Genomic DNA, 20433 nt, shown 5'->3' on the forward strand with positions numbered 1-20433 from the left:
CGAGCGCACTTGCCCGCGGGTTTCGCTACTGGCCACTACACGCCGGGGTGTTAAAAACGCAGTGGGTTGGGTATCCCGCTCGAGCGCCACCTCCGGAACGTCGAACGCGGCGCGAAGCGGAGCAAAAAGCGGTGACTCGTGTGCGTCGTCGATCACCGACTACGTCTCCGACGAGTCGATCGTCGTCCCCGATTCATCGCCGGCGAGGAACGCGTCCAGCTCCTCGAGGCCGAAGATCGAGGCCTCGGCCTCGAGGGCCAGCAGCGCCTGCACCTTCGCGGCCATGCCGCCGGTGACATCGGTCGCCTCGCTCTCGCCCAGCACGGCTTCGACGTCGTCGTAGTCCGAAATCCGGTCGATCACCCGATCCTCGTCGTCCAGTACGCCCGGCACCGTCGAGCAAAGGCCGATCCGCTCGGCCTCGAGGTCGCGGGCCAGTGCCGCCACGAGTTCGTCGCCGCTGACGACGGTCGCGCCCGCACCCGCGTGGGCGACTAGATCGCCGTGGAGTACGGGGACGAATCCCTCCGCGAGCAGCGTCGCGACCTGCCCGGTCGGTAACTCGAGGTCGCTCTCCGCGTCTCGGTGGGCCGCCGAGAACGGGTGGACCGGCACCGCCTCGACGCCGCGCTCGAGCAGTCGGCCCAGGACGAACCGGTTCAGGGTCGTCATCGCTCCGTGGATGTCGAGGGCGGCGCCGGCGTCGCGGGTCCCCTCGGTGGTCGTGACGCCGTGCTCACTGGCGTTGTGGTGGCCGAAGCTGCCGCCGCCGTGGACGACCACGAGGTCGTCGATGTCGCCGTCGAGCGCCGCGGCGACCGCGTCGGCGGCCCGCTCGAGGGCCTCCCCGTCGAGCGTCTCGGGACGGTCCTTGTCGGTGATGACGCTGCCGCCAAGTTTCAGGACGATCATTCGAGTCGCTCCACCCCCGTCTCGGCGAGTTCGGCGCGGAAGGCGTCCTCGCAGCCCAGCGTGTACGACAACGCCGTCTCGGTCTCATTGGTGTCGTCGAGGCCGACGATACAGCCGCCGCCGCCGGCGCCCGTCAGTTTCGCACCCAGGGCGCCGGCGTCGCGGGCCGCCCAGACCATCGAGTCGAGCGTCCGGGAGGAGACCCCGAGCGCCGAGAGGAGTCCGTGATTGAAGTTCATCAGCCGGCCGAGTTCCTCGATATCTCCCGCAGCGAGGGCGTCCTCGCCGCGCCGGACGATGTCGCCGATGGCTTCGACCGTGTCGGCCGCGAACTCGTACTCCTCGCGGAGGTCGCGGACGCCGGCAACGAGTTCGCCCGTGTCGCCCGCGCCGCCGTCGAAGCCGATCACGATCGGGAGCTCCGGTGCCTCGAGCGAGCGGCAGTCGTCGCCCTCGACGCGGACGGCGCCGCCGGTCGCCGAACAGAACGTGTCGGCTCGGGAGGCCTGCCCGCCCTGAACCTCGTGTTCCGTTCGGTAGGCGCGCTCGGCCAGTTCGTCGATCTCGAGGGTCGTGCCGAGTTCGCGGGTGCCGGCGTCGATGGCGGCGACGGCGACCGCCGCCGAGGAGCCCAGCCCCGCGCCCAGCGGGATGTCGCTCTCGATGGTGACATCGAAGCCGACGTCGTCCTCGCCAGTGACGTCTCGGACCTGCTCGATCGCGCTGTCGACGTACCCCATCGCGGCGTTGAGCAGCGACTCCGAGACGTCGACGTCGGGTCGCCCCTCGGGCTCGCCGGCGTACTCGACCGTGAAGCCGTCCAGGCTCAGGTCCTCGGCGTGAACCCGGAGTTTGCTGTCCGTCCGTTGCTCGACGTCGACCCGCGCCCGTAACTCGATCGCACACGGAACCGCGGGCTCGCCGTAGACCACTGCGTGCTCCCCGAACAAGTATACCTTCCCGGGAGCGCTCGAGACTGCCATGCCCGGCCGTTCGGGCGACGACGGTTAATAGCTATTCGTCTCGCCGCGTTCGACCGCGACCCGGCGGCCCGCCGTCGACAGCGGCGTCGGGGATGTCGGGGGAGTCGGATTTAAGCCCGTGTCGCCGCAACGCGGTCGTAATGGCTCTTGTCTTGCCGAGCGAACTCGTCGTCGACCGCTTTCTCCCCACCGTGCGGGCGATGCTGGCGACACGTCTGGCCGACCGCGGCATGACCCAACAGGAAATCGCAACGAAGCTCGGCGTCACGCAGGCCGCCGTCAGCAAGTACGTCAGCGGCGAGAGCGGCGGCGACGACCGCTTTCGCGACCACCCCGAGACCGTCGCGACCGTCGACCGCATCGCCGACGGCCTCGCCGGCGGCGAGATGGACGGCTACGACGCGCTGTCGGAACTCCTGGCGCTGATCCGCGATCTCGAGGACCGCGGGCCGATCTGCGAACTCCACGAGGAGGAGATGCCAGCGTTGCGAGGACTGGGATGTGACCTCTGCGTCCGCGGCCTCGACCCCGACGTCCGCGCCGAACGCGACGTGCTCGCGAACGTCAGGACGGCCGCGCGGACCCTCGCATCGATCCCCGAGATGGCCGCGGCCGTCCCGAACGTCGGCACCAACGTCGGGATGGCCCTCCCCGACGCGCGCGACGAGACCGACATCGCTGCGGTTCCCGGCCGGATCTACGAGATCGGCCGCCGAATCGAGATCCCCGCCAACCCCGAATTCGGCGCCTCGAAACACGTCGCGACGGCCGTCCTCGCCGCCCGCTCGATCGATCCCGAGGTCCGCGGTGCGGTCAACGTCGCGACCGACGAGGCGCTCCTCGAGGCCGCCCGCGCGCTCGGGTACGACCCCCTCGAGTTCGACGCCGACTACGAGGACCGTGGCGAACACCTCCGGGACCGGTTCGCCGAGCGCGGGAGCGTCCCGCGGGTGGTCTACCATCAGGGCGCGTTCGGTATCGAACCGATCACCTACGTCTTCGGGGAAACGGCCGTCGACGCGGCCGAACTGGTCGCGACGCTCCTCGAGGAAGCGACGACGTAGCCGAAACCGGATTTCACTCGGCTCAGAAGCCGACGAGAGCGCGGTACGGGATGCCGACGGCGAAAATCACGATCAGTGCCGCCGCGGCCAGCATGACTGGTAGCGGGATGACGTCCTCCTCGAAGTGAAACAGCGAATCGATCATAGCCGCCCGTTGTTCGGGTGCTCATGTAACTCCTTTGCTCATCGAGTGTGACTCGAGCACGACACGAGCAGTGCGGCCGCTCGGCGGAACGTGGAGCGATAACGAAAACGGATCAGTATCGATTCCGGTTCGAACGGATTAGACGCCGCTCTCGAAGTCGTCGAGCGAGTAGGACGGCTCGGCGCCGCGTCGATCGAGGACTTCGTTGGCGAGCAGCCAGTAGACGACCGAGAGGGCCTTGCGACCCTTGTTGTTCGTCGGGACGACCAGGTCGACGTTGCTGACCTGGTTGTTCGAGTCACACATCGCGATGACCGGGATGCCGACCGTGATGGCCTCCTTGACGGCCTGGGCGTCGCCGATCGGGTCGGTGACGACCAGCACGTCGGGCTCGATGTAGCCGTCGTACTTGGGGTTGGTCAGCGTGCCCGGGATGAAGCGGCCGGTGCGGGCGCGGGCGCCCACGGCCTCGGCGAACTTCTCCGCCGGGAACCGACCGTACTGGCGACTCGAGGTGACCAGGATCTGCTCGGGGTCGTAGTTAGCGAGGAAGTCCGCGGCCGTGCGGATGCGGCCGTCGGTCTTCGAGACGTCCAGCACGTAGAGACCGTCGGTCCGGACGCGGTGGATGAACCGCTCCATGTCCGAGGTCTTCTGCTGGGTCCCGATGTGGACACCGGCGCCCAGGTAGTCCTCGACGGGGATGAGGAGGTCGGCCTCCTCGTCGCTCATAACGTCGTCGTCGAGCGAGGGTCCGGCGTCTTCCTCTTCCTCCTCGGCGGCTGGTTCGGCGTCGGCGTCGGCCTCCGTGGCCTCGGCGTCGGCTGGCTGTTCGTCTACAGGCTCGACGTCCTCCTTGGCGGCGGGACCCGGCCCCTCGGCCGGCTCCTCGTCGATTTCCTCCTCGGCGGCGTCGAGCCCTTCTTGGGTTGCGTCGTTATCTGTCATGTCGCGTCGTCTGCGATTCTGATGAGCTCGTTGAGTTTGGCGGTTCGCTCGCCGCCGACGGCACCGGTCTTGATGAACGGTGCGTCGGTCGCAACGGCGAGGTGTGCGATCGTCGTGTCTTCGGTCTCGCCCGAACGGTGGGAGATGACCGGATCGTAGCCGTTCTGGGTCGCGAGTTCGATCGCGTCGAAGGCGTCGGTCAGCGTCCCAATCTGGTTCGGCTTGATCAGGATGCTGTTGGCCGCACCGCGATCGATACCCTCGACGAGTCGATCCGTGTTCGTGACGAACAGGTCGTCGCCGCAGATCAGCGTCTGGTCGCCGACCTCGTCGGTGAGGTCGGCAAAGGCGTCGTAGTCGTCCTCGTCGAGGGGGTCCTCGACGTAGACCAGATCGTACTCGCGGACGAGCTCCGCGATGTACTCGATCTGCTCGTCGGTGTCGCGACTCCGGTCGCTGTACTCGTAGGTGCCGGTCTCGCTGTCGTACAGCTCCGCGCCGGCGACGTCCAGTCCGAAGCCGATGTTGAAGCCGACCTCGTCCTGAACGATCGAGACCGCTTCGTCGACGATCTCGAAGGCCTCGCTGTCGTCGATCGACGGCGCCCACGCGCCTTCGTCGCCCTTGCCACAGGGAACGTCGCGTTCCTCGAGCAGGTCGGCGACGGTGCCGTGGACGGTGGCGTTGGCGAAGACGGCGTCCTCGACGCTGGGCGCGCCGACGGGCGCGACGAGGAACTCCTGAATATCGGTCGCGTCGGCGGCGTGTTCGCCGCCGCCGACGACGTTACCGAGCGGGATCGGGAAGTTCTGGCCGCGGAACGCGCCGCCTAAGTGCTGGAACAGCGGCGCGCCGAGCACGTCGGCACCGGCCTTCGCGGCGGCCATCGAGATGGCGACCGCGCTGTTGGCGCCGATCTCCGAGAAGTCGTCGGTTCCGTCGGCGGCGTGCAGGGCGGCGTCGACCTCGCGCTGGTTGCCGGCGTAGGCTTCGCCGACGAGTCGCGGGACGGCCTCCTCGCGGGCCGCGGCGATCGCCTCGCTGGGCGGTCGCTCGACGGCCTCGTACTCGCCGGTACTGGCACCGCTCGGTGCTGCTGCGCGGCCGAAGCCGCCGCTTTCGGTCACTACGTCGGCCTCGACGGTCGGATTGCCCCGCGAGTCGAGGATCCGACGCAGTCGCACGTCAGTGATGAGCGTCATTTCCGATCGTACCCCCGTTTAACTGTGAACGGAAGCGCACCGGCGTCGTACTCCTCGGCGGCGATGAGGATCGGCTCCGACTGGTCGGTGTCGACCAGCACCGGCGCGCCGTAGGAGATCTGCAGCGCTCGAGCGCCGAGGATGCGTGCTTTCTCGTAGCGGTTGTGCTGTTGTTGTTGCATTGTTACTGGTACGGGGAGACGACGTCGACGAGGTCGCGGTGACTGACGAGCATGCGCCGACAGCAGTAGCGCTCGACGCCGAGTTCGTCGAGGACCTTCTCGGGGTCCTCGTCGCCCTCGTTGGCTCGTTCGTCGAACTCCTCCCAGTGTTCGGCGACGACGTTGCCACAGGTGAAACACCGGACCGGTACCATCATGCTTGAATCACCTTAGCGGTAGGACTTCTGGTAGCGGGCCCGTGCACCGGGGCCGCCCCACTTCTTCGGTTCGGACTGACGAACGTCGTTGACCAGCAGCGACCGGTCGAACTCCATGTAGGCGTCGCGGAGTTCGGCGTCGTTAGTGTACTGGACGATGCCGCGTGCGATGGCGGTGCGGACGGCGTCTGCCTGTCCGCTAATGCCGCCGCCTTCGACGCGAATGTCGATGTCCATCTCACTGCGCAGGTCCTCGCCGGCGATGCGGAACGGCTCGAGCATCTTGAGCCGGGACATCTCCGGTTCGACCAGTTCGACTGGCTTGGAGTTGATTCGGACGCGACCCTCGCCCTCGCGAACGGTCGCGCGGGCGACGGCGGTCTTTTTCTTTCCACTCGTGTTGGTTACCATGTGACGTTAGCACCTAACTGTTCGGAGACTTCGCCCAACTGGACGAAGCGGATGTTCGAAAGCCGATCGAGCGACGTCCCCTCAAGCACTTCGGCCTCGCTGTCGTCGTCGTGCTCGTAGGGGTTGCCGACGTAGATGCGGACGCTGTCGAGCGCTTCGCGGCCACGGGGCTTCTTGTACGGAAGCATGCCGCGAACGGAGCGCTTGAAGATCGTGTCCGGTCGCTTCGGGTAGTAGGGTCCGCTGTCGGACTGCAGCTGCAGTCGCTTGCGGTAGGTGCCGAAGACGTCCTCCTCGTCGCCGGTGATGATCGCCTCCTCGGCGTTGACGACGGCGATGCGCTCGCCGTCGAGGGCGCGCTGTGCGACTTCGCTGGCGACGCGACCGAGGATGCAGTCTCGGGCGTCGACGACGACGTCTGCGTCGAATTCCGCGATACTCATCGAATCACCCGGACGTTGGATCCTTCGGGGTTTGCTTCGAGCGCCTGCTCGAGCGGTACTGATTCGCCGACCTGTTCGATTTTCGTCTCGGCCGAGGAACTGAAGTTGACGGCCGCGACGGTAACCGATTTCTGTAGTGCGCCGGAGCCCAGCACTTTGCCGGGAACGACGACGGTCTCTTCTTCGCGTGCGTATCGCTCGATACGGCCCAGGTTCACCTCTGCGTGGGTGCGCCGGGGCTTCTCGAGTCGATCCGCGACATCTCGCCAGACGTCGGCGTCCGTCTCGCGGGACGTCGACTTCAGCTCGGCGATGAGATCGTTGAGCCTCGGATTAGTTTTGCTACTCATTGGTTTCCTCCAAAGATACGGAACCGACGGGACGAGGAACCGTCTCGTCGGGTATGGAATCGCTGTCGTGTCGAACGGTCCGGAACGCGCCCAGCCCGGCGTCCGGTACGGACGGTCGGCTGTTCGGTCGTGGACGTTCGACGAGTGAGAAGTGGATGCAGGGAGCAGGATTTGAACCTGCGGACTCCTACGAGACAGCGCCCTGAACGCTGCGCCGTTGGCCTGACTTGGCTATCCCTGCTCGCACTTCTGTGTATCCGCCGCCCCTTCAAACCCCTTTCGATTCCATCGGACGAGTCCGTGCCGGTCTCGTTGCTAACGGCGCCGGCGAACGCGGACTCTCGGTGTCGGGAGTTGGGGCGGAACATCTGTTGCTATAGCTGTACTGCGTCTTCGAGGTCGGTCGCTCGCGACTCGATCGAGTCGGCGGCTCGCGTGACCAGTTCCTCGACGCTGAAGGAGCCGTCCGTCTCCACGTGGAAGACGAAGGCGTTGGGCACGTCCTCGATCTCGACCTCCTTCCCCGGATACCGGTTCGAGAGATCGTGATCGAACTCGCTCGTGGGAACGAGTTCGCCGTCGTCCTCGATAACGCCCCGAACGATCCGGGACTCCTCCTCTTCGAACTCGGGGAGGTCACCGACGACCTCCACGCGCTGGAGGTGTCGGTAGCCGACGGCCACGCCGCCCTGATGTTTGGCGTGGTCCTTGCCGTAGTCGAGGACGGCGTCGGCCTCGGCCTCGAGACGCTGGTCGTCTTTGAGGTCGATGATCGGGACGTTCTCGTCCGCCGGTTGGACGAGATCGTCACTCGAGACGAGATCGCCCGAGTAGGCCGTGGCCGGCCCTTCGACGTCGATCGAGAGCGTGACGGTCTCGTCCTCGCCGAACTCGCCTTCCGGCGGCGTCGTCAGCGGGACGAGCCCGAGCCGGAGCGCGAGCTGCTCGTCGAACATGACCGACGAGTTCTCGACGAACCGGACGGTGTCGATCGCCATCGTCGGCACGTCGGCGAGCATCGCTCGCCGGATGCCGTTGGCGAACCCGGGGGTCACGCCCCGAACGAGGAACCGCGCCTCGCGTTCCTCGCGTTCGACGAACTCGACGTCGTACTCTTCAGTCATGGATCTAGTAGCCGCCCTTACCCTTCGGTGCGCGCGATCCGTCGTGCGGGATCGGCGTGACGTCTTCGATGCGACCGATCTCGATACCGGAGCGAGCGAGCGCGCGGATCGTCGCCTGCGCGCCGGGACCGGGGGACTTCTGGAGGTTCCCGCCGGGGCCACGGACTCGCACGTGGAGTCCGGTGATGCCCGCGGCCTTGACCTCTTCAGCGACGGACTCGGCCATCTGCATGGCCGCGTACGGCGACGCCTCGTCGCGGTTCTGCTTGACCGCCGTCCCGCCGGAGGACTTGGCGATCGTCTCCGCGCCCGTGAGGTCGGTCACGGTCATGACGGTGTTGTTGAACGATGCGTGCACGTGGGCAACGCCCCACTTTTCGTCGTCCTGGCTCATGGTTTACTGACCCTCCGCTCGTTCGGGATGAAGTTCGTCCGCGAGGGGACTGTTCTCGTCGAAATCGACGAGGTCCTCCTCGTCGACGTCGACGACGTACGACGGAACCCGGTGGCGCTGGTCGCCGATCACGATGTGCCCGTGGATGATGTACTGTCGGGCCTGCTGGGTCGTGTTGGCCAGCCCGTTTCGGTAGACGACCGTCTGGAGACGGCGCTCGAGGATATCCTCGATCTCGAGCGACAGGATGTCGCCGAGTTCGTCGGTCTCGTCGAGGATGCCGACGCGCTTGAGGCGACCGAGGAACTCCTCGGAGCGGCGCTGGACGATCTCGTCGTCCTGGGCCTGACCGAGGAGTTCGCGGGCCTCGCGCCGGTAGGAGCGAAGCTCGGACTGGGCGCGCCAGAGCTCTTCCTTGTTCGAGAGCCCGTAGCGGTCGACCAGCGAGTGCTCGGTGGCGATGCGTTCGCCCTGGTATGGGTGGTTCGGCGTCTCGTATTGTTTGGTGTCAGTGCCGAGTGGCATTATTCACCCTCGTCCTCTTCGGCGGCGGCCTCTTCGGCCTGTTCTTCGCGGATCTCTTCGACGTTGACTCCGATGGTGCCCTCCGTACGACCGGTGGACTTGGTTCGCTGACCGCGAACCTTCTGGCCGCGCTTGTGGCGCGTCCCCTTGTAGGAGTCGATCATCTTCATCCGGTTGATGTCGTGCTGACGGGTCAGCTGGAGATCGTTCCCGATCTCGTGGGTGGTTTCGCCGGTGTAGAAGTCCGACTGGCGGTTGTTGAGCCAGTCCGGCACTTCCTCGGCGTAGTTCTCTACGGTTTCGACGACCTCGTCGATGATGTCGTCATCGAGTCGACCGAACGTAGCTGTTCGATCGACGTCCGCTTCGTCGGCGATGAGTCGGGCGGTCCGTCGACCGACACCGTTCAGCTCCGACAGCGAACGCTCGACAGTCTTCGTCCCATCGAGGTCCGTCTGCCCGATGCGGACGAAGTACTGGAGGTCTTCGTCGTCCTCTTGTTCTTGAGGTGCTTCCTCACTCATGTGTCGTGTATCTGTGTCTGGTGTGCGCGCGGTTCAAACGACTGGCGAAAGAACGCCAGGGAATGCTACTGACGAGGAGTCGCCAGCGAATCCGACGTTGTGGCGGGGATTCGAACCCCGGAGGCTTGACGCCACATGGTTAGCAACCATGCGCCTTGGGCCGCTTGGCTACCACAACACCGTGTCTCTATCGTCGCCCGTCTGGACTCGGGGACCGCGTCCCCTACACGTATCGCACCCGGACCTACCGGCGACGGGTACTTAAGCGCAACGAAAGGCCCCGGCCCCGGTACCGAATAACAGTCACCGACGTCGATAGTTTCGTCTCGAGAAGACGTCAGTTCGTCTCTCGAGACCGGCGTCCGTTCGACTCCTTCCCACGGCAATCGGCATATTTATCATATAACTATATAGTGTCCTTATATGAACAGAAGAACCCTGCTCCTCGCGAGCGGCGTGACAGTTTCGAGCGCACTGGCCGGCTGTACCGGCGGCTCGGACGACGGAGATGACGAAGCAGACGGCGGCGGTGACGGGAACGGCGACGAAACCGATTCCGAACCGGCCGAGAGTTCCGACGCCGACAGCCCACAGCCCGACGACGAAACGAGCGGAGCCGAAACTGAAGACGACGACGCCACACGACCGACCCCACAGACGCTCTCCGGTACCGGCGATGCGTCGGAACCGATCGGTATCGAGGGCGGACTGACCGTCGTCGAGAGCAACCACGAGGGGACGGAGTCATTCCGCGTAGAAGTCGCGGCGGACGACGGGGCCAGGGCGATCTTCGCCGACAACACCGGGCCGTACGAGGGTGAGAAGGCGGGCCTCCTCGAGGCCGGAAACTACACAGTCGACGTCTCCGCCGACGGCGCGTGGCACCTCACAGTGCGCCAACCGCGAGCGACCGCCGAAGCGGCCGACGGACTCCCGCAGACGCTCAGCGGTACCGACCCGGTGGTTGCCGGCCCGATTGCGTTCGACGGGGGCCACACTGCGCACGCGACGCACGACGGAGACGGCGTCTTTCAGATCCGCGTCTTCCCGGAAACGGGAACGCGTCCTGAGTTGGTGGTCCTCGAACAGGATGAGTACGATGACTCGGTATCGTTCGATTTCGACGGACTCGGCTGGATCGACGTTCAGGCCGACGCCGACTGGACGCTCGAGATCGAATAGTCGCAAATCGGTCCGATCGACCACCGGTTCGGGCGGAATTCTTATCTTTTAAGGTGAGCTACCATAAACTAGCAACTATTCATGAGTTTGTCCGAGGCCGAGGCCGCGTTCGACCATCCCGTACTGGAACTCGAGACGCTGGCCGAGATGTTCGAACGGAGCGTCGAGCGAAACGCCGACACCGACGCCCAGCGGTACAAGGGCGGCGTCTACGACCGGTCGCTCGCCGGCAACGGTGACGACGCCCCCCTCGAGCCCGCGCCGGCGGGCGAGTACGCGTCGATCACGTACGACGACATGGCCCACCTCGTCCGCCGGATCGCGGCCGGCGTCCGCGACCTGGGGATCGCTGACGGCGAACGCGTGGGAATCTTCGCGGACACGCGCATGGAGTGGGCTCTCTCCGACTTCGGGATCCTCGCCGCCGGCGGGGTCGTGACCACCGTCTACAAGAGCTCCTCGCCGGACCAGATCCAGTACCTCCTCGACGACCCCGACGCCGCCGGTGTCGTCGTCGAGAACGAGACGCTCCTCGAGCGCGTCCTCGAGGTCGAAGACGAACTGGATCTCGACTTTTTCGTCGTCTTCGACGCTCTCGAGACCGACGCGTACGCGGACCGCGAGGACGTACTCACGCTCGCCGATCTCTACCGGCGCGGCGACGAGGCGTTCGACCGCAGTGAGTACGAGTCGTGGCTCGCAGCCCGCGACGTCGACGACCTGGCGAGCCTGATCTACACCAGCGGCACGACGGGCAAGCCGAAGGGCGTGAAACTGACCCATCGGAACCTCCGATCGAACGTCAACCAACTCTACCGGCGGTACGGCCCGCGCGACGACAAGGGCGCGGACGATCCGTCGATCACGCCCGAATCGCGAGCGCTCTCGTTCCTGCCGCTGGCCCACGTCTTCGAGCGGACGGCGGGCCACTTCATGCTGTTCGCGGCCGGGGCCTGCATCGCCTACGGCGAGAGCCCGGAGACCTTCGCTGAGGACCTCGGCGCGGTCGGCGCCACCAGCACGACGGCCGTCCCGCGGGTCTACGAGAAGCTCTACGACGGGATCCGCGAGAGCGCGGCCGCAGACGAGGACAGGAAGGAGGCCCTCGAGTGGGCCCTCGACGTCGCGCGCCGGTACAACGCGGCCGACGATCCCGGCGAGGAACTCGAGTCCGAACTGGCGGACGCCGACGAACTCGTCTTCGCGACGATCCGCGAGAAGCTGGGCGGCAACATAGAGTTCCTCGTCAGCGGCGGTGGGAGCCTCTCGCCGGACCTCTGTCGGCTCTTCCATACGATGGGGCTGCCCATCGTCGAGGGCTACGGGATGACCGAGACCTCGCCGGTCATCGCGACGAACCAGCCGAGTGATCCGCGCGTCGGAACCGTCGGGCCCGCGCTCGCGGGCGTCGAGACCGAACTTGACACCTCGGTCGTCAGGGACGAGGCCTTCGACGACGAGGGAACGGTCGGCGAACTCCTCGTCAGGGGCCCGAACGTCACCGAGGGCTACTGGGAGAAGCCCGGCGCGACGGACCGCGCGTTCACGGATGCGGGATGGCTCCGAACCGGTGACATCGTCCACGAACGGCTCGACGGCTACCTCGAGTTCCGCGAGCGTACGAAACAGCTGCTCGTGCTCTCGACGGGCAAGAACGTCGCGCCGGGCCCGCTCGAGGACGCCTTCGCGTCCGTCGACGTCGTCGAGCAGGCGATGGTCGTCGGCGACGGCGAGAAGTTCGTCGGCGCCCTGCTGGTTCCCAACGTCGAGGGACTCGCCGGTCGGGCCGAGGACGAGGGCGTCTCGCTGCCCAACGATATCGAAGCGCTGGTCGAGGACGAGTGGGTGCTCGAGCAGGTCCAGGCGGCCGTCGACGACGTCAACGAGGGCTTCGAGTCCTACGAGACGATCAAGGAGTTCCGGCTGGTCCCCGAGGGCTTTACCGAGGAGAACGATCTCGTGACGCCGACGATGAAGAAGCGACGGTCGAAGATCGCCGACCGCTACGAGCACCTCGTCGAAGACATCTACACCGAGGACGACGCCGGAGCGGGTTCGGACTGAGCGATTCCGCTCGCGAACGATCGGCTCGCGTAGCGATCAGTCCGCCGGCGGTTCTACCTCGAGGTACTCGTCGTTGAGTTCCCACTCGCCGTCGCCGTTTTGAATCATGTACTCGCCGTAGTAGGGCACCCGGTTTTCGACGACCTCGCGGAACGCCTCGCGGATCTCGGGTTTGGACATCTCGCCCATCGACTTCAGGTCGTCGTTGCGGTTCAGACAGCCCTTCAGGTAGCCCTCGTGGGTGACCCGGACGCGGTGGCAGTTCGCGCAGAAGGTGGGGTTCTCGACGGGGTCGACGATCTCGACCATTCCGCCGTCGTCGTCTGACGTGCCGCCGACCCAGTAGCGCTTGCGGTCGTGCATCTCGCGGTGTTCGATCTCGTCGGCCTGCTCGGCCAGCCAGTCGTGGACCCGCTGGATGTCGATGTTCCACTCCGGCTTCCCCGTCAGTTCGGGCATGTACTCGATCAACTGCAGTCGGAGGCCGTCGTTTTCCGCGACGTGGTCGACCATCTCGGGCACGTAGCCCGCGGTGTGTTCGAAGACGACCATGTTGAGCTTGACCGGGTCCAGTCCCGCCTCGAGGGCGGCCTCGACCCCCTCGAGAACCTTCTCGTAAGCGCCGCTTTTCGTGATTTCGGCGAAGTCCTGCGGGTCCAGCGCGTCCTGGGAGACGTTGACCCGCTCGAGTCCGGCGTCGACGAGGTCCGGTGCGCGACCGGGAAGGAACGTGCCGTTGGTCGTCAGCGAGACCTCCATCGAATCGGGTGTGCGTTCGATGATCTCTTCTAGATCCTGGCGGAGCATCGGCTCGCCGCCGGTGAACTTGACTGCGTCGACGTCGAACTCGGCGGCGACCTCGAGAAACCGGACGACGTCGTCGGTCGACATCTCGTCGTCCTGGGGATCCATCGGTCCGCGGGTGTCACCCAGCCCCTCGTTGTGGCAGTAGACGCAGTCGAAGTTACACCGATCGGTGAGAGAGACCCGAACCCCAGTTACCTCCCGTCCAAAGTCGTCGGTGAGCATGCTACCGAGTTGCAGTCGGATCCGCTTAAGTGCGCCGGGTATTTCCGCCCTTCCGTAACCATTTTCGGTTGCGGTGTCGGCCGACTGCGGCCCGCGACCGATTGCGACACCGCGGCGGAAGAACTACCCGGCCCACGGACCAACGGGGACGCATGGACGAGGACATGCTCGAGGACCAGCGCCGGCTGGTCGAACTCATCGAGGAGGAGGGGTGGGACGTGACGGATCTCGAGATTTCGGCCTACGACAGCCCGTGGGCCGACGAGGACGACCCCGAGGCGACGGTGACGATCACGGCCCGGAAGCCCTACGAGAGCGAGGGTGAGGACGACGGCGACGATGATAACCCGTATCGGCTAAAGTAGCGTCGACGCGAACGGAACGGCTCCGTCCCGACCTGTTCCGTCCCGGCCCGTTCCGTCCGAGTCACGCGTCGCTGTTCTCGGATAGCTTCCTCGAGTCATGGACACGTCTCAGAGAAATCTGTTTGTCTGTTTCGGTCGTCTCTCACACTGTATTCGAAATGAAATCTCTCTATTGAGTAGCTAGAGAAGAGAGTCTAGAAGAGGTACCCTCACACACCGTTGTCGAAATGAAATTCGGTGGTCGAATCCGGATACTGGCTCCATATTCGGTATATGTGTCGAAATCACTAGTTCCAAACACGGTTTCCGAGATTTCATTTCGATCACGGTCCTCGGTTCTCGGCCAGCGAGCACTCCGTTTCGCGGTTTCATTTCGATTACGGTGTGGGAACGGTCCGGTCCGGCCGCTCCTCCAACTCGATGGATCGACTTCATTTCGAAAACAGTCCCTTCATTTCGACAACGGTCTTGTTTCCGCTTCATTTCGGTCACGGTGTCTTCATTTCGGCGACGGTCGGCATCCGATCTTCATTTCGAAAACGGTGCCTTCATTTCGCTGGTGGCCGTCTCACTCCGATACCGGCGATATCTCGGCTTCATTTCGACTGCGGACTCTTCACTTCGACCACACCGTCTTCATTTCGACTGTAGCCCCTTCATTTCGAAAACGGTATTACAGCGTAGTGAACAGTGCAGATAATGAACAACGAGCCATCGAACACTCGAGAAGACGGAGGCGACGATGGCCCGGCTCAGTCTCCCGAGTCCTCTATCGTGGATAGTATCCTCGACGGCGAACGGAAAACCGTCTTCGAGAACAAGCAACTCGTCGACTCGAATACGATCGTCGATCACAACCGGATCTACGGCCGCGACGAACAGCTCGCGGCCGAAGCGCGCGCGTTTCGCGACACGCTCGACGGCGAACGGCCCCCGGATCTCCTGCTTTACGGTCCGAGCGGTACCGGGAAGAGTCTCACCGTGAAGGCGGTCGCCGAGAAGGTGAAAGGACGCGCCACGCAGAACGAGATCACGTTCGACTTCGTCGCCGTGAACTTCAAGACGATGGAGCCGCACTCGCTGGATCGCGCCGTCTGGAAGCTCGGGCACCAGACCGCCAAAAAGGCCGGCGTCGCGTGGGACATCCCGCGGAAGGGCGTCTCCACCGACGCGAAGTACGTTCGTCTCTACGAGATCGTCGACCGCCACTTCGACGCGCTCGTGTTCATCCTCGACGAGATCGATGCGCTCACCGGTCGCGTCGGCGAAGACGAGCCGGCGTATTCACGACTGCTCTATAGTCTGAGCCGCGTGATGGCCGAACAACACGTCGATACCCTCGTCTCGACGGTCGTCATCACCAACCATCCCAAATTCCGCGAGAACCTCGACAGCAGGACCGATAGCTCGTACAATCCGACCGGCATTCACTTCTCCGATTACGACGCCACCGAACTCATCGAGATTCTCAACCGTCGACGTGACGCGTTCAAAGAGGGAGCGCTCGACGACGGCGTCATCGAACTGGTCGCCGCCTACGGGGCGAAAAACGAGGGCGACGCCCGGCGAGCGATCGACCTGCTTCGCGACGCGGGCGAAATCGCGAACCGGAACGGGGAGACGGTCGTTACGGAACAGCACGTCCACGCGGCCAACGATTCGGTCGTGAAGAACCGCGTGCTCGAGATGGTCGGCGGGATGACGCTCCAGAAGAAGCTCTCGCTGTACGCCGCGGCAGTCGTCGCGGACGTGAACGACGGGGCCGCCCCGAGCCCGGCGGTCTACGCGCTGTACCGAGAGATCTGCCAGCGCACCGACCGCGACGTCTATACTCAGGAGACCGTCAACAGCCACATCAACAAGGCGGGCACGTACGGCGTGCTCGAGAGCGAGCGGACGAGCGGCGGGTTCAAGAGCGGTGTCCACCTCATGTTCACGTTCACGGAACCCGTCGAGGCCGTCATCGAGACGCTCGAGGAAGACGACACGTTCGACGAACTCGACGTGTCGACCGCCCGCTCGATCGCCCGGCAATCGCTCCGCGACTCGTGATTCGATAGCGAAATCGACCGAAAAAGCGATTCGGCGTCAGAACCGGTTCGGCGCCGTGTTTACCCCTTGATGTTACAGACGGGGAACGTCCGCGCCACCTTGTCGCCGATCCCGAGTTCGTCGGAGACGCGGACGACTTCGTCGACGTCCTTGTAGACGCCGGGAGCCTCCTCGGCGACCGTCGCGCCCGACTGGGCCTTGACATAGATCTGGTCCTGCTCCTCGAGTTCCTGCTGGACGTCGCCGCCCCAGTACTCGTTTTTGGCCTGGGTGCGGCTCATCAGGCGACCCGCGCCGTGGGCCGTCGAGCCGAAGGTGAGGTCCATCGAGTTCTCGCCGCCCCGGAGGACGTAGCTGCCGGCGCCCATGCTGCCGGGGATGATGACCGGCTGGCCAACGTCGCGGTAAGCTTTCGGAACCTCGGGGTGGCCGGCGGGGAACGCCCGCGTAGCGCCCTTGCGGTGGACGTAGAGTTCGCGCTGCTCGCCGTCATCGTTCACGGTGTGCGTTTCCTTCTTCGCGATGTTGTGCGCCACGTCGTACAGCAGGTGCATGTCCATCTCCTCCCACGAGCGGTCGAAGACGCGCTCGAAGACCTGCCGCGTGCGGTGCATGATCAGCTGGCGGTTGACCCACGCGAAGTTGATCGCCGCGTTCATCGCCGCGTAGTAGTCCTCGGCGAGCTGCGAGCCCGCGGGCGCGGCCGCGAGTTCCTTGTCGGGCAGCTGGTTCAGCAGCCCCTGATGTTGCTTCTCGATCTTGCGCAGGTAGTCGTTGCACGTCTGGTGGCCCAGCCCGCGGGAGCCACAGTGGATCAGGACGACGATCTGGTCTTCCTCGAGGCCGTAGGCCTCGCCCACGTCGCCGTCGAAGACGTCCGTGACGCGCTGGACCTCGAGGAAGTGGTTGCCCGAGCCCAGCGAGCCGATCTGGTTCTTCCCGCGGTCTTTGGCCTTCTGGCTGACCTTGTCGGCGTCGGCGCCCTCGCGCATCCCCTCGTCCTCGCAGTGGAGCAAGTCCTCCTCGACGGCGTGGCCGTGCTCGAGCGCCCAGTCGACGCCGCGCTCGAGGATCTCCTCGACGGTGTCGACGCCGGCCTCGACGATGCCGCCGCCACCGAGACCTGACGGAACGTTCGTAAACAGCGAGTCGACGAGTTCCTCCTCGCGGCCCTGTAGCTCGTCGTAGGTCAGGTTCGTCCGCATCATCCGGACTCCGCAGTTGATGTCGTAGCCGACCGCTCCCGGCGAAATACAGCCGTTTTCCGCGTCGAGTGCACCCACGCCTCCGACCGGGAAGCCGTAGCCTTGGTGGCCGTCGGGCATACAGATCGCGTAGTTGGTGATGCCGGGGAGGTGAGTCGTGTTCGTGATCTGTTCGAGCGTCTTGTCCTCTTTAATCTCCTCGAGCAGCGCTTCGCTGGCGAGCACCCGCGCCGGCGCGCGCATGTCGCCCTCCTGTGGAATCTCCCAGACGTACTCACGCACTTTCTCGAGCGTGATGCCGTCGGCGTCGAACGTGGTCATACTCGAGTATCGACCTCCATCGATGAAAGGTGTTCGTCTCTTCGGTCGGCGTTGCTAGCCGTTCCCACCGCCGTCGTCGGATCGTTCCTGCCGGGATCCGTTATGCGACTACCCGGTCACACCGCGCCCGGAACGTCCGCATCCGACACGTCGGCCTCCTTGTCTGTCCCGTACGCCCCGAGCCACCCGTCGACAGCGTAGGGGCCGCTCCCGGTGATGAGCAACACCGACGCCAGTCCGAAGAGGCTGACGTGCGCGAGCACCGGATCGTCGGGCAGCGCGAAGAGCGTGAGCGTGAAGACGCCGATCGCCGTCGCCGCGCTCGCCCGCGTAAAGAACCCGAATAAAAGTGCGAGTCCGAGACCGACTTCGGACAGGCCCGCGCCGAGGACCCACAGTTCGGGACCAGCGGGGACGACCGCGGTCAGATCGTACCGGTCGACGACCGCGAGCGCGATGCCAGGGCGCAGGAGCTTCTGGCCCAGGCCCAGCGAGACGAACGTGCAGCCGAGACCCGCGCGGACGATCGTCGGCAAGAACCTGCGGTACGGATCGATCCGCGTCTGAAACTCGCGCGCGTAGTCGTAGATCGGGTCGAATCGACCGTAGACCGTCCCCGGTGTGCCGGCGATCCGCTGGAGAACGTGATCTCCGCTCGGTCGCCCGCCGCCGAGCAGTGCGATCGCCAGCGTTCCGGGCACGAACTCGAGTTGCAACAGCAGGATCGAGTCGATCGCGAGGCCGACGAGGTAGACGGCGAGCGTGAGCACGGCGACGAGCCGCGTCACCAGCCCGAACAGCAACAGGAAGCCGAGTGCGACCTGTAGGAGTCGCGCCTCGATGCCGAATGCGGGACTGATGAGGTAGCCGCCGAAGCCGGCCCCGATCAGCGGGATGCCGATCGAGATCCGCAGCAGCCAGGGCACGTACGCGGTATACTCCCGCATGGCAGCCCGGAACGCCGCGACGTCTCGCTGCGCGGGGCGAACGACGAGGTAGACTCCGACCACCGCGAGGACGACGAACGCGCCCGCAAGCAGCGGTCCGACGACGAGCGGGTCCGTCAGCGACTCCCGGAGGAACTCGGCGACGGCGACCTCGCGCTCCTCGTCGACGACGTACTCCTCGTGTGCGCGTGCCGTCTCGCTTGCACTGAACAGGAGCGCCGCGACGAGCGCCGCCTGACCGACGACCCGACCGGCCGGGAGTCGACGCAGGGGAGCGTCCATCACTGAACCGACGACTGCCACGGTCAAAATGCGTTGCCCGGCAGATTCGTTGCCGAGTCGGTTCCCCTCGATTCCCGTCTCTGATCGTTCGGTGCCGATCGGCGAGCAATCAGACGTCGAAGACGACGTAGGCCTCCCAGCCCTCATCGTCCGCAGTTTCGTCCCCACGGCGCTCGAGGCGCATCTCCGAGTAGGTCACGGCCTTGATCTCGCGGGCGTCGACCTCGGCCAGCGGAATGCCTCGAGCGCTGGCCTCGAGGCTCCAGTCGCCGCTTTCGGCGCCCTCGCCGTCGCGTTCCGGGCCCGCAATCGTCTCGACGCGGTGATCGACGGGGAGTTCCGCGCGGACGTCCCGGAGGTAGATCAGTTCGTCCAGATAGTCGAACAGCAGGGCTTCGCGGCTCTCCGCGGTCACGGACAGCGAGAATCGATCACCCGACCCGTCGGGAATCTCGTCACAGGAGGCGGCCGCCAGCCCGTCGGCGACCGCGGCGAAGACCGACTCGAGCGCGTCGCCGCTGGCCGCGACCGCGACGTCGGCCGTGTGATTCCGCAGTTCGAACCGTCCGCCCTGCTGGCTGGTCATCGCTTCTCGGGATTGGACGGGCGGTGTGGTATGCTCGTCGGTTTCGGTTGCGAATTAGGTGGACGATTTCGACCGCGAGTGGGTAGACTTCGCGACCGCGGCGACGCCGACCGCGTTCTGTCAGAACGCGTGCCTGCGTTCGGTCCGCATGCGACCGACGGAGGCGGGCGAGATCGGGAGCGCGAATCGCCGACGGACAGTACGGACGTCTGACGTTACGGATCGGTGACTGCCGGTGGAATTATATTGGCGACGCTGGTAGACCCTGGTAGTGAGCGTCAATATCGACAGTCGAGTCGTCGCGCCGGGGAGCGACGACTTCGTCGACGAAGCCTGGCAACTGAAGGAGGAGATCAACCGTCAGGAAGGCGTGCTCAAACAGCGATACGACTTCTTTACCGACGCGTATCGTCGTTCCAAGGTTCACTGTTACGTCCAGGAGGACGAACTGGTCGGCTTCGCGGCCGTTCGCCGTGACGGTTACATCCTCTTTCTGGCGGTCTCACCCGACCTGCGGGGGCAGGGGATTGGTAAACAACTGATCGCGCGCGTCGCTGAGGACCACGACACGATCACGTGTCACGCCCGGACGAGCAACGAGAACGCCCTCCAGTTCTACGAACACCTCGGGTTCGAGATCAAACGACGCATCGACGACTACTACGAGGACGGCGGCGACGCCTACTACCTGAAACTCGGCTCCGACGTCGGCATCGCCGACAAGATCTCGGAACTGATGCGGCGCTGACCGCGGTCGATCGATACTCCGCTCTGATCTCGTCCCGTCGTCTCCCCGGACGACGGTCGCAACGAACACACGCCGAAGAACCGCCAGCGGCAGCTTCGAACGTCTCCTCGAGGAACGTCCAGTAACGCTCGATTTCCCACCGCTGAGAACGCACCGTGATCTCAATCATCAGTTGAGTCGCATGCCGTCCGGTCTCGAGACTCCCTCCCATCGGGTCGAACATTCGGCAAGATTATACGGTCCCACCC

24 protein-coding genes and 2 tRNA genes are annotated in these 20433 nt (G+C 65.2%); 6 read left to right on the plus strand and 20 right to left on the minus strand.

The genetic code is table 11. The annotated features are described in order from the left end of the window. Positions 1 to 159 precede the first annotated feature (159 nt). Complete coding sequence (locus HTUR_RS12550; protein WP_012943695.1) at positions 160 to 912, minus strand: isopentenyl phosphate kinase; 753 nt, start codon at positions 910 to 912, stop codon at positions 160 to 162. Beyond that, complete coding sequence (mvk, locus tag HTUR_RS12555; protein ID WP_012943696.1) at positions 909 to 1895, minus strand: mevalonate kinase; 987 nt, start codon at positions 1893 to 1895, stop codon at positions 909 to 911. Before mvk ends, HTUR_RS12550 begins: the two co-directional genes overlap by 4 nt. Before the next feature lie 140 nt (positions 1896 to 2035). Between mvk and HTUR_RS12560 the strand changes: the two genes are divergently transcribed. Continuing rightward, positions 2036 to 2959, plus strand: a complete 924-nt coding sequence (locus tag HTUR_RS12560) for a thiamine-phosphate synthase family protein (protein WP_012943697.1) — start codon at positions 2036 to 2038, stop codon at positions 2957 to 2959. 22 nt (positions 2960 to 2981) lie between these two features. On the opposite strand, the gene HTUR_RS28460 is transcribed toward HTUR_RS12560, so the two are convergent. The 14 genes from HTUR_RS28460 to HTUR_RS12625 all read right to left on the minus strand — a co-directional run bounded on the left by HTUR_RS28460 (position 2982) and on the right by HTUR_RS12625 (position 9582). After that, complete coding sequence (locus HTUR_RS28460) at positions 2982 to 3104, minus strand: hypothetical protein (protein WP_012943698.1); 123 nt, start codon at positions 3102 to 3104, stop codon at positions 2982 to 2984. A gap of 138 nt (positions 3105 to 3242) precedes the next feature. Beyond that, positions 3243 to 4052, minus strand: a complete 810-nt coding sequence (gene rpsB, locus HTUR_RS12565; protein WP_012943699.1) for a 30S ribosomal protein S2 — start codon at positions 4050 to 4052, stop codon at positions 3243 to 3245. After that, positions 4049 to 5254: a phosphopyruvate hydratase gene (gene eno, locus HTUR_RS12570; RefSeq protein ID WP_012943700.1), complete on the minus strand. Its 1206-nt coding sequence runs from the start codon at positions 5252 to 5254 to the stop codon at positions 4049 to 4051. The genes rpsB and eno overlap by 4 nt, the downstream gene beginning before the upstream one ends. After that, positions 5251 to 5436 carry a DNA-directed RNA polymerase subunit K gene (locus HTUR_RS12575; RefSeq protein ID WP_012943701.1) on the minus strand — a complete coding sequence of 62 codons (186 nt, stop codon included), beginning with the start codon at positions 5434 to 5436 and terminating at the stop codon, positions 5251 to 5253. The genes eno and HTUR_RS12575 overlap by 4 nt, the downstream gene beginning before the upstream one ends. A gap of 2 nt (positions 5437 to 5438) precedes the next feature. Then, positions 5439 to 5633 (minus strand): DNA-directed RNA polymerase subunit N, encoded by a 195-nt coding sequence (locus HTUR_RS12580; protein ID WP_008894548.1) that lies wholly within the window; start codon positions 5631 to 5633, stop codon positions 5439 to 5441. 12 nt (positions 5634 to 5645) lie between these two features. Then, positions 5646 to 6044, minus strand: a complete 399-nt coding sequence (locus HTUR_RS12585) for a 30S ribosomal protein S9 (protein ID WP_012943702.1) — start codon at positions 6042 to 6044, stop codon at positions 5646 to 5648. Then, entirely contained in the window at positions 6038 to 6487 is a 450-nt protein-coding gene (locus tag HTUR_RS12590) for a 50S ribosomal protein L13 (RefSeq protein ID WP_012943703.1), read from the minus strand. Before HTUR_RS12590 ends, HTUR_RS12585 begins: the two co-directional genes overlap by 7 nt. Next, on the minus strand, positions 6484 to 6837 hold the full coding sequence (locus tag HTUR_RS12595) for a 50S ribosomal protein L18e (protein ID WP_012943704.1): 354 nt from the start codon (positions 6835 to 6837) through the stop codon (positions 6484 to 6486). The genes HTUR_RS12590 and HTUR_RS12595 overlap by 4 nt, the downstream gene beginning before the upstream one ends. A gap of 156 nt (positions 6838 to 6993) precedes the next feature. Beyond that, positions 6994 to 7078, minus strand: a tRNA-Leu gene (locus HTUR_RS12600). Positions 7079 to 7211: 133 nt separating this feature from the next. Next, the gene (locus tag HTUR_RS12605; RefSeq protein ID WP_012943705.1) at positions 7212 to 7961 is read right to left on the minus strand and encodes a DNA-directed RNA polymerase subunit D; all 750 of its coding nucleotides are present in this window, start codon (positions 7959 to 7961) and stop codon (positions 7212 to 7214) included. 4 nt (positions 7962 to 7965) lie between these two features. After that, complete coding sequence (locus tag HTUR_RS12610; protein WP_008894543.1) at positions 7966 to 8355, minus strand: 30S ribosomal protein S11; 390 nt, start codon at positions 8353 to 8355, stop codon at positions 7966 to 7968. A 3-nt stretch (positions 8356 to 8358) separates the two neighbouring features. Further along, entirely contained in the window at positions 8359 to 8880 is a 522-nt protein-coding gene (locus HTUR_RS12615) for a 30S ribosomal protein S4 (RefSeq protein WP_012943706.1), read from the minus strand. Beyond that, entirely contained in the window at positions 8880 to 9404 is a 525-nt protein-coding gene (locus tag HTUR_RS12620) for a 30S ribosomal protein S13 (RefSeq protein ID WP_012943707.1), read from the minus strand. The genes HTUR_RS12615 and HTUR_RS12620 overlap by 1 nt, the downstream gene beginning before the upstream one ends. Positions 9405 to 9499: 95 nt before the next feature. Continuing rightward, a tRNA-Ser gene (locus HTUR_RS12625) sits at positions 9500 to 9582 on the minus strand. A gap of 245 nt (positions 9583 to 9827) precedes the next feature. On the opposite strand from HTUR_RS12625, the gene HTUR_RS12630 reads away from it, so the two are divergent. Next, positions 9828 to 10586, plus strand: coding sequence for a hypothetical protein (locus HTUR_RS12630; protein WP_012943708.1), 759 nt, complete (start codon positions 9828 to 9830; stop codon positions 10584 to 10586). Between the two features lie 81 nt (positions 10587 to 10667). Then, positions 10668 to 12650 carry an AMP-dependent synthetase/ligase gene (locus HTUR_RS12635; protein ID WP_012943709.1) on the plus strand — a complete coding sequence of 661 codons (1983 nt, stop codon included), beginning with the start codon at positions 10668 to 10670 and terminating at the stop codon, positions 12648 to 12650. Between the two features lie 36 nt (positions 12651 to 12686). On the opposite strand, the gene moaA is transcribed toward HTUR_RS12635, so the two are convergent. Next, the gene (moaA, locus tag HTUR_RS12640; protein ID WP_012943710.1) at positions 12687 to 13679 is read right to left on the minus strand and encodes a GTP 3',8-cyclase MoaA; all 993 of its coding nucleotides are present in this window, start codon (positions 13677 to 13679) and stop codon (positions 12687 to 12689) included. A gap of 152 nt (positions 13680 to 13831) precedes the next feature. Between moaA and HTUR_RS12645 the strand changes: the two genes are divergently transcribed. Beyond that, complete coding sequence (locus HTUR_RS12645) at positions 13832 to 14044, plus strand: hypothetical protein (protein WP_012943711.1); 213 nt, start codon at positions 13832 to 13834, stop codon at positions 14042 to 14044. 699 nt (positions 14045 to 14743) lie between these two features. After that, on the plus strand, positions 14744 to 16096 hold the full coding sequence (locus HTUR_RS12650; protein ID WP_012943712.1) for a Cdc6/Cdc18 family protein: 1353 nt from the start codon (positions 14744 to 14746) through the stop codon (positions 16094 to 16096). Positions 16097 to 16155: 59 nt separating this feature from the next. Here HTUR_RS12650 and HTUR_RS12655 read toward each other — a convergent pair whose 3' ends face one another. From HTUR_RS12655 to HTUR_RS12665, 3 genes are all read right to left on the minus strand, one after another. Beyond that, positions 16156 to 17622, minus strand: a complete 1467-nt coding sequence (locus HTUR_RS12655; protein WP_012943713.1) for an RtcB family protein — start codon at positions 17620 to 17622, stop codon at positions 16156 to 16158. Positions 17623 to 17738: 116 nt separating this feature from the next. Beyond that, entirely contained in the window at positions 17739 to 18851 is a 1113-nt protein-coding gene (locus HTUR_RS12660; RefSeq protein ID WP_012943714.1) for a DoxX family protein, read from the minus strand. A gap of 109 nt (positions 18852 to 18960) precedes the next feature. Then, positions 18961 to 19437, minus strand: coding sequence for an archease (locus HTUR_RS12665; protein WP_012943715.1), 477 nt, complete (start codon positions 19435 to 19437; stop codon positions 18961 to 18963). A gap of 271 nt (positions 19438 to 19708) precedes the next feature. Between HTUR_RS12665 and HTUR_RS12670 the strand changes: the two genes are divergently transcribed. Continuing rightward, a complete protein-coding gene (locus HTUR_RS12670) occupies positions 19709 to 20185 on the plus strand; it encodes a GNAT family N-acetyltransferase (protein WP_012943716.1) in 477 nt (158 codons plus the stop codon). Positions 20186 to 20433: the final 248 nt, after the last annotated feature.

This window comes from Haloterrigena turkmenica DSM 5511 (assembly GCF_000025325.1).
In the GTDB taxonomy this organism is placed as follows: Archaea; Halobacteriota; Halobacteria; order Halobacteriales; family Natrialbaceae; genus Haloterrigena; species Haloterrigena turkmenica.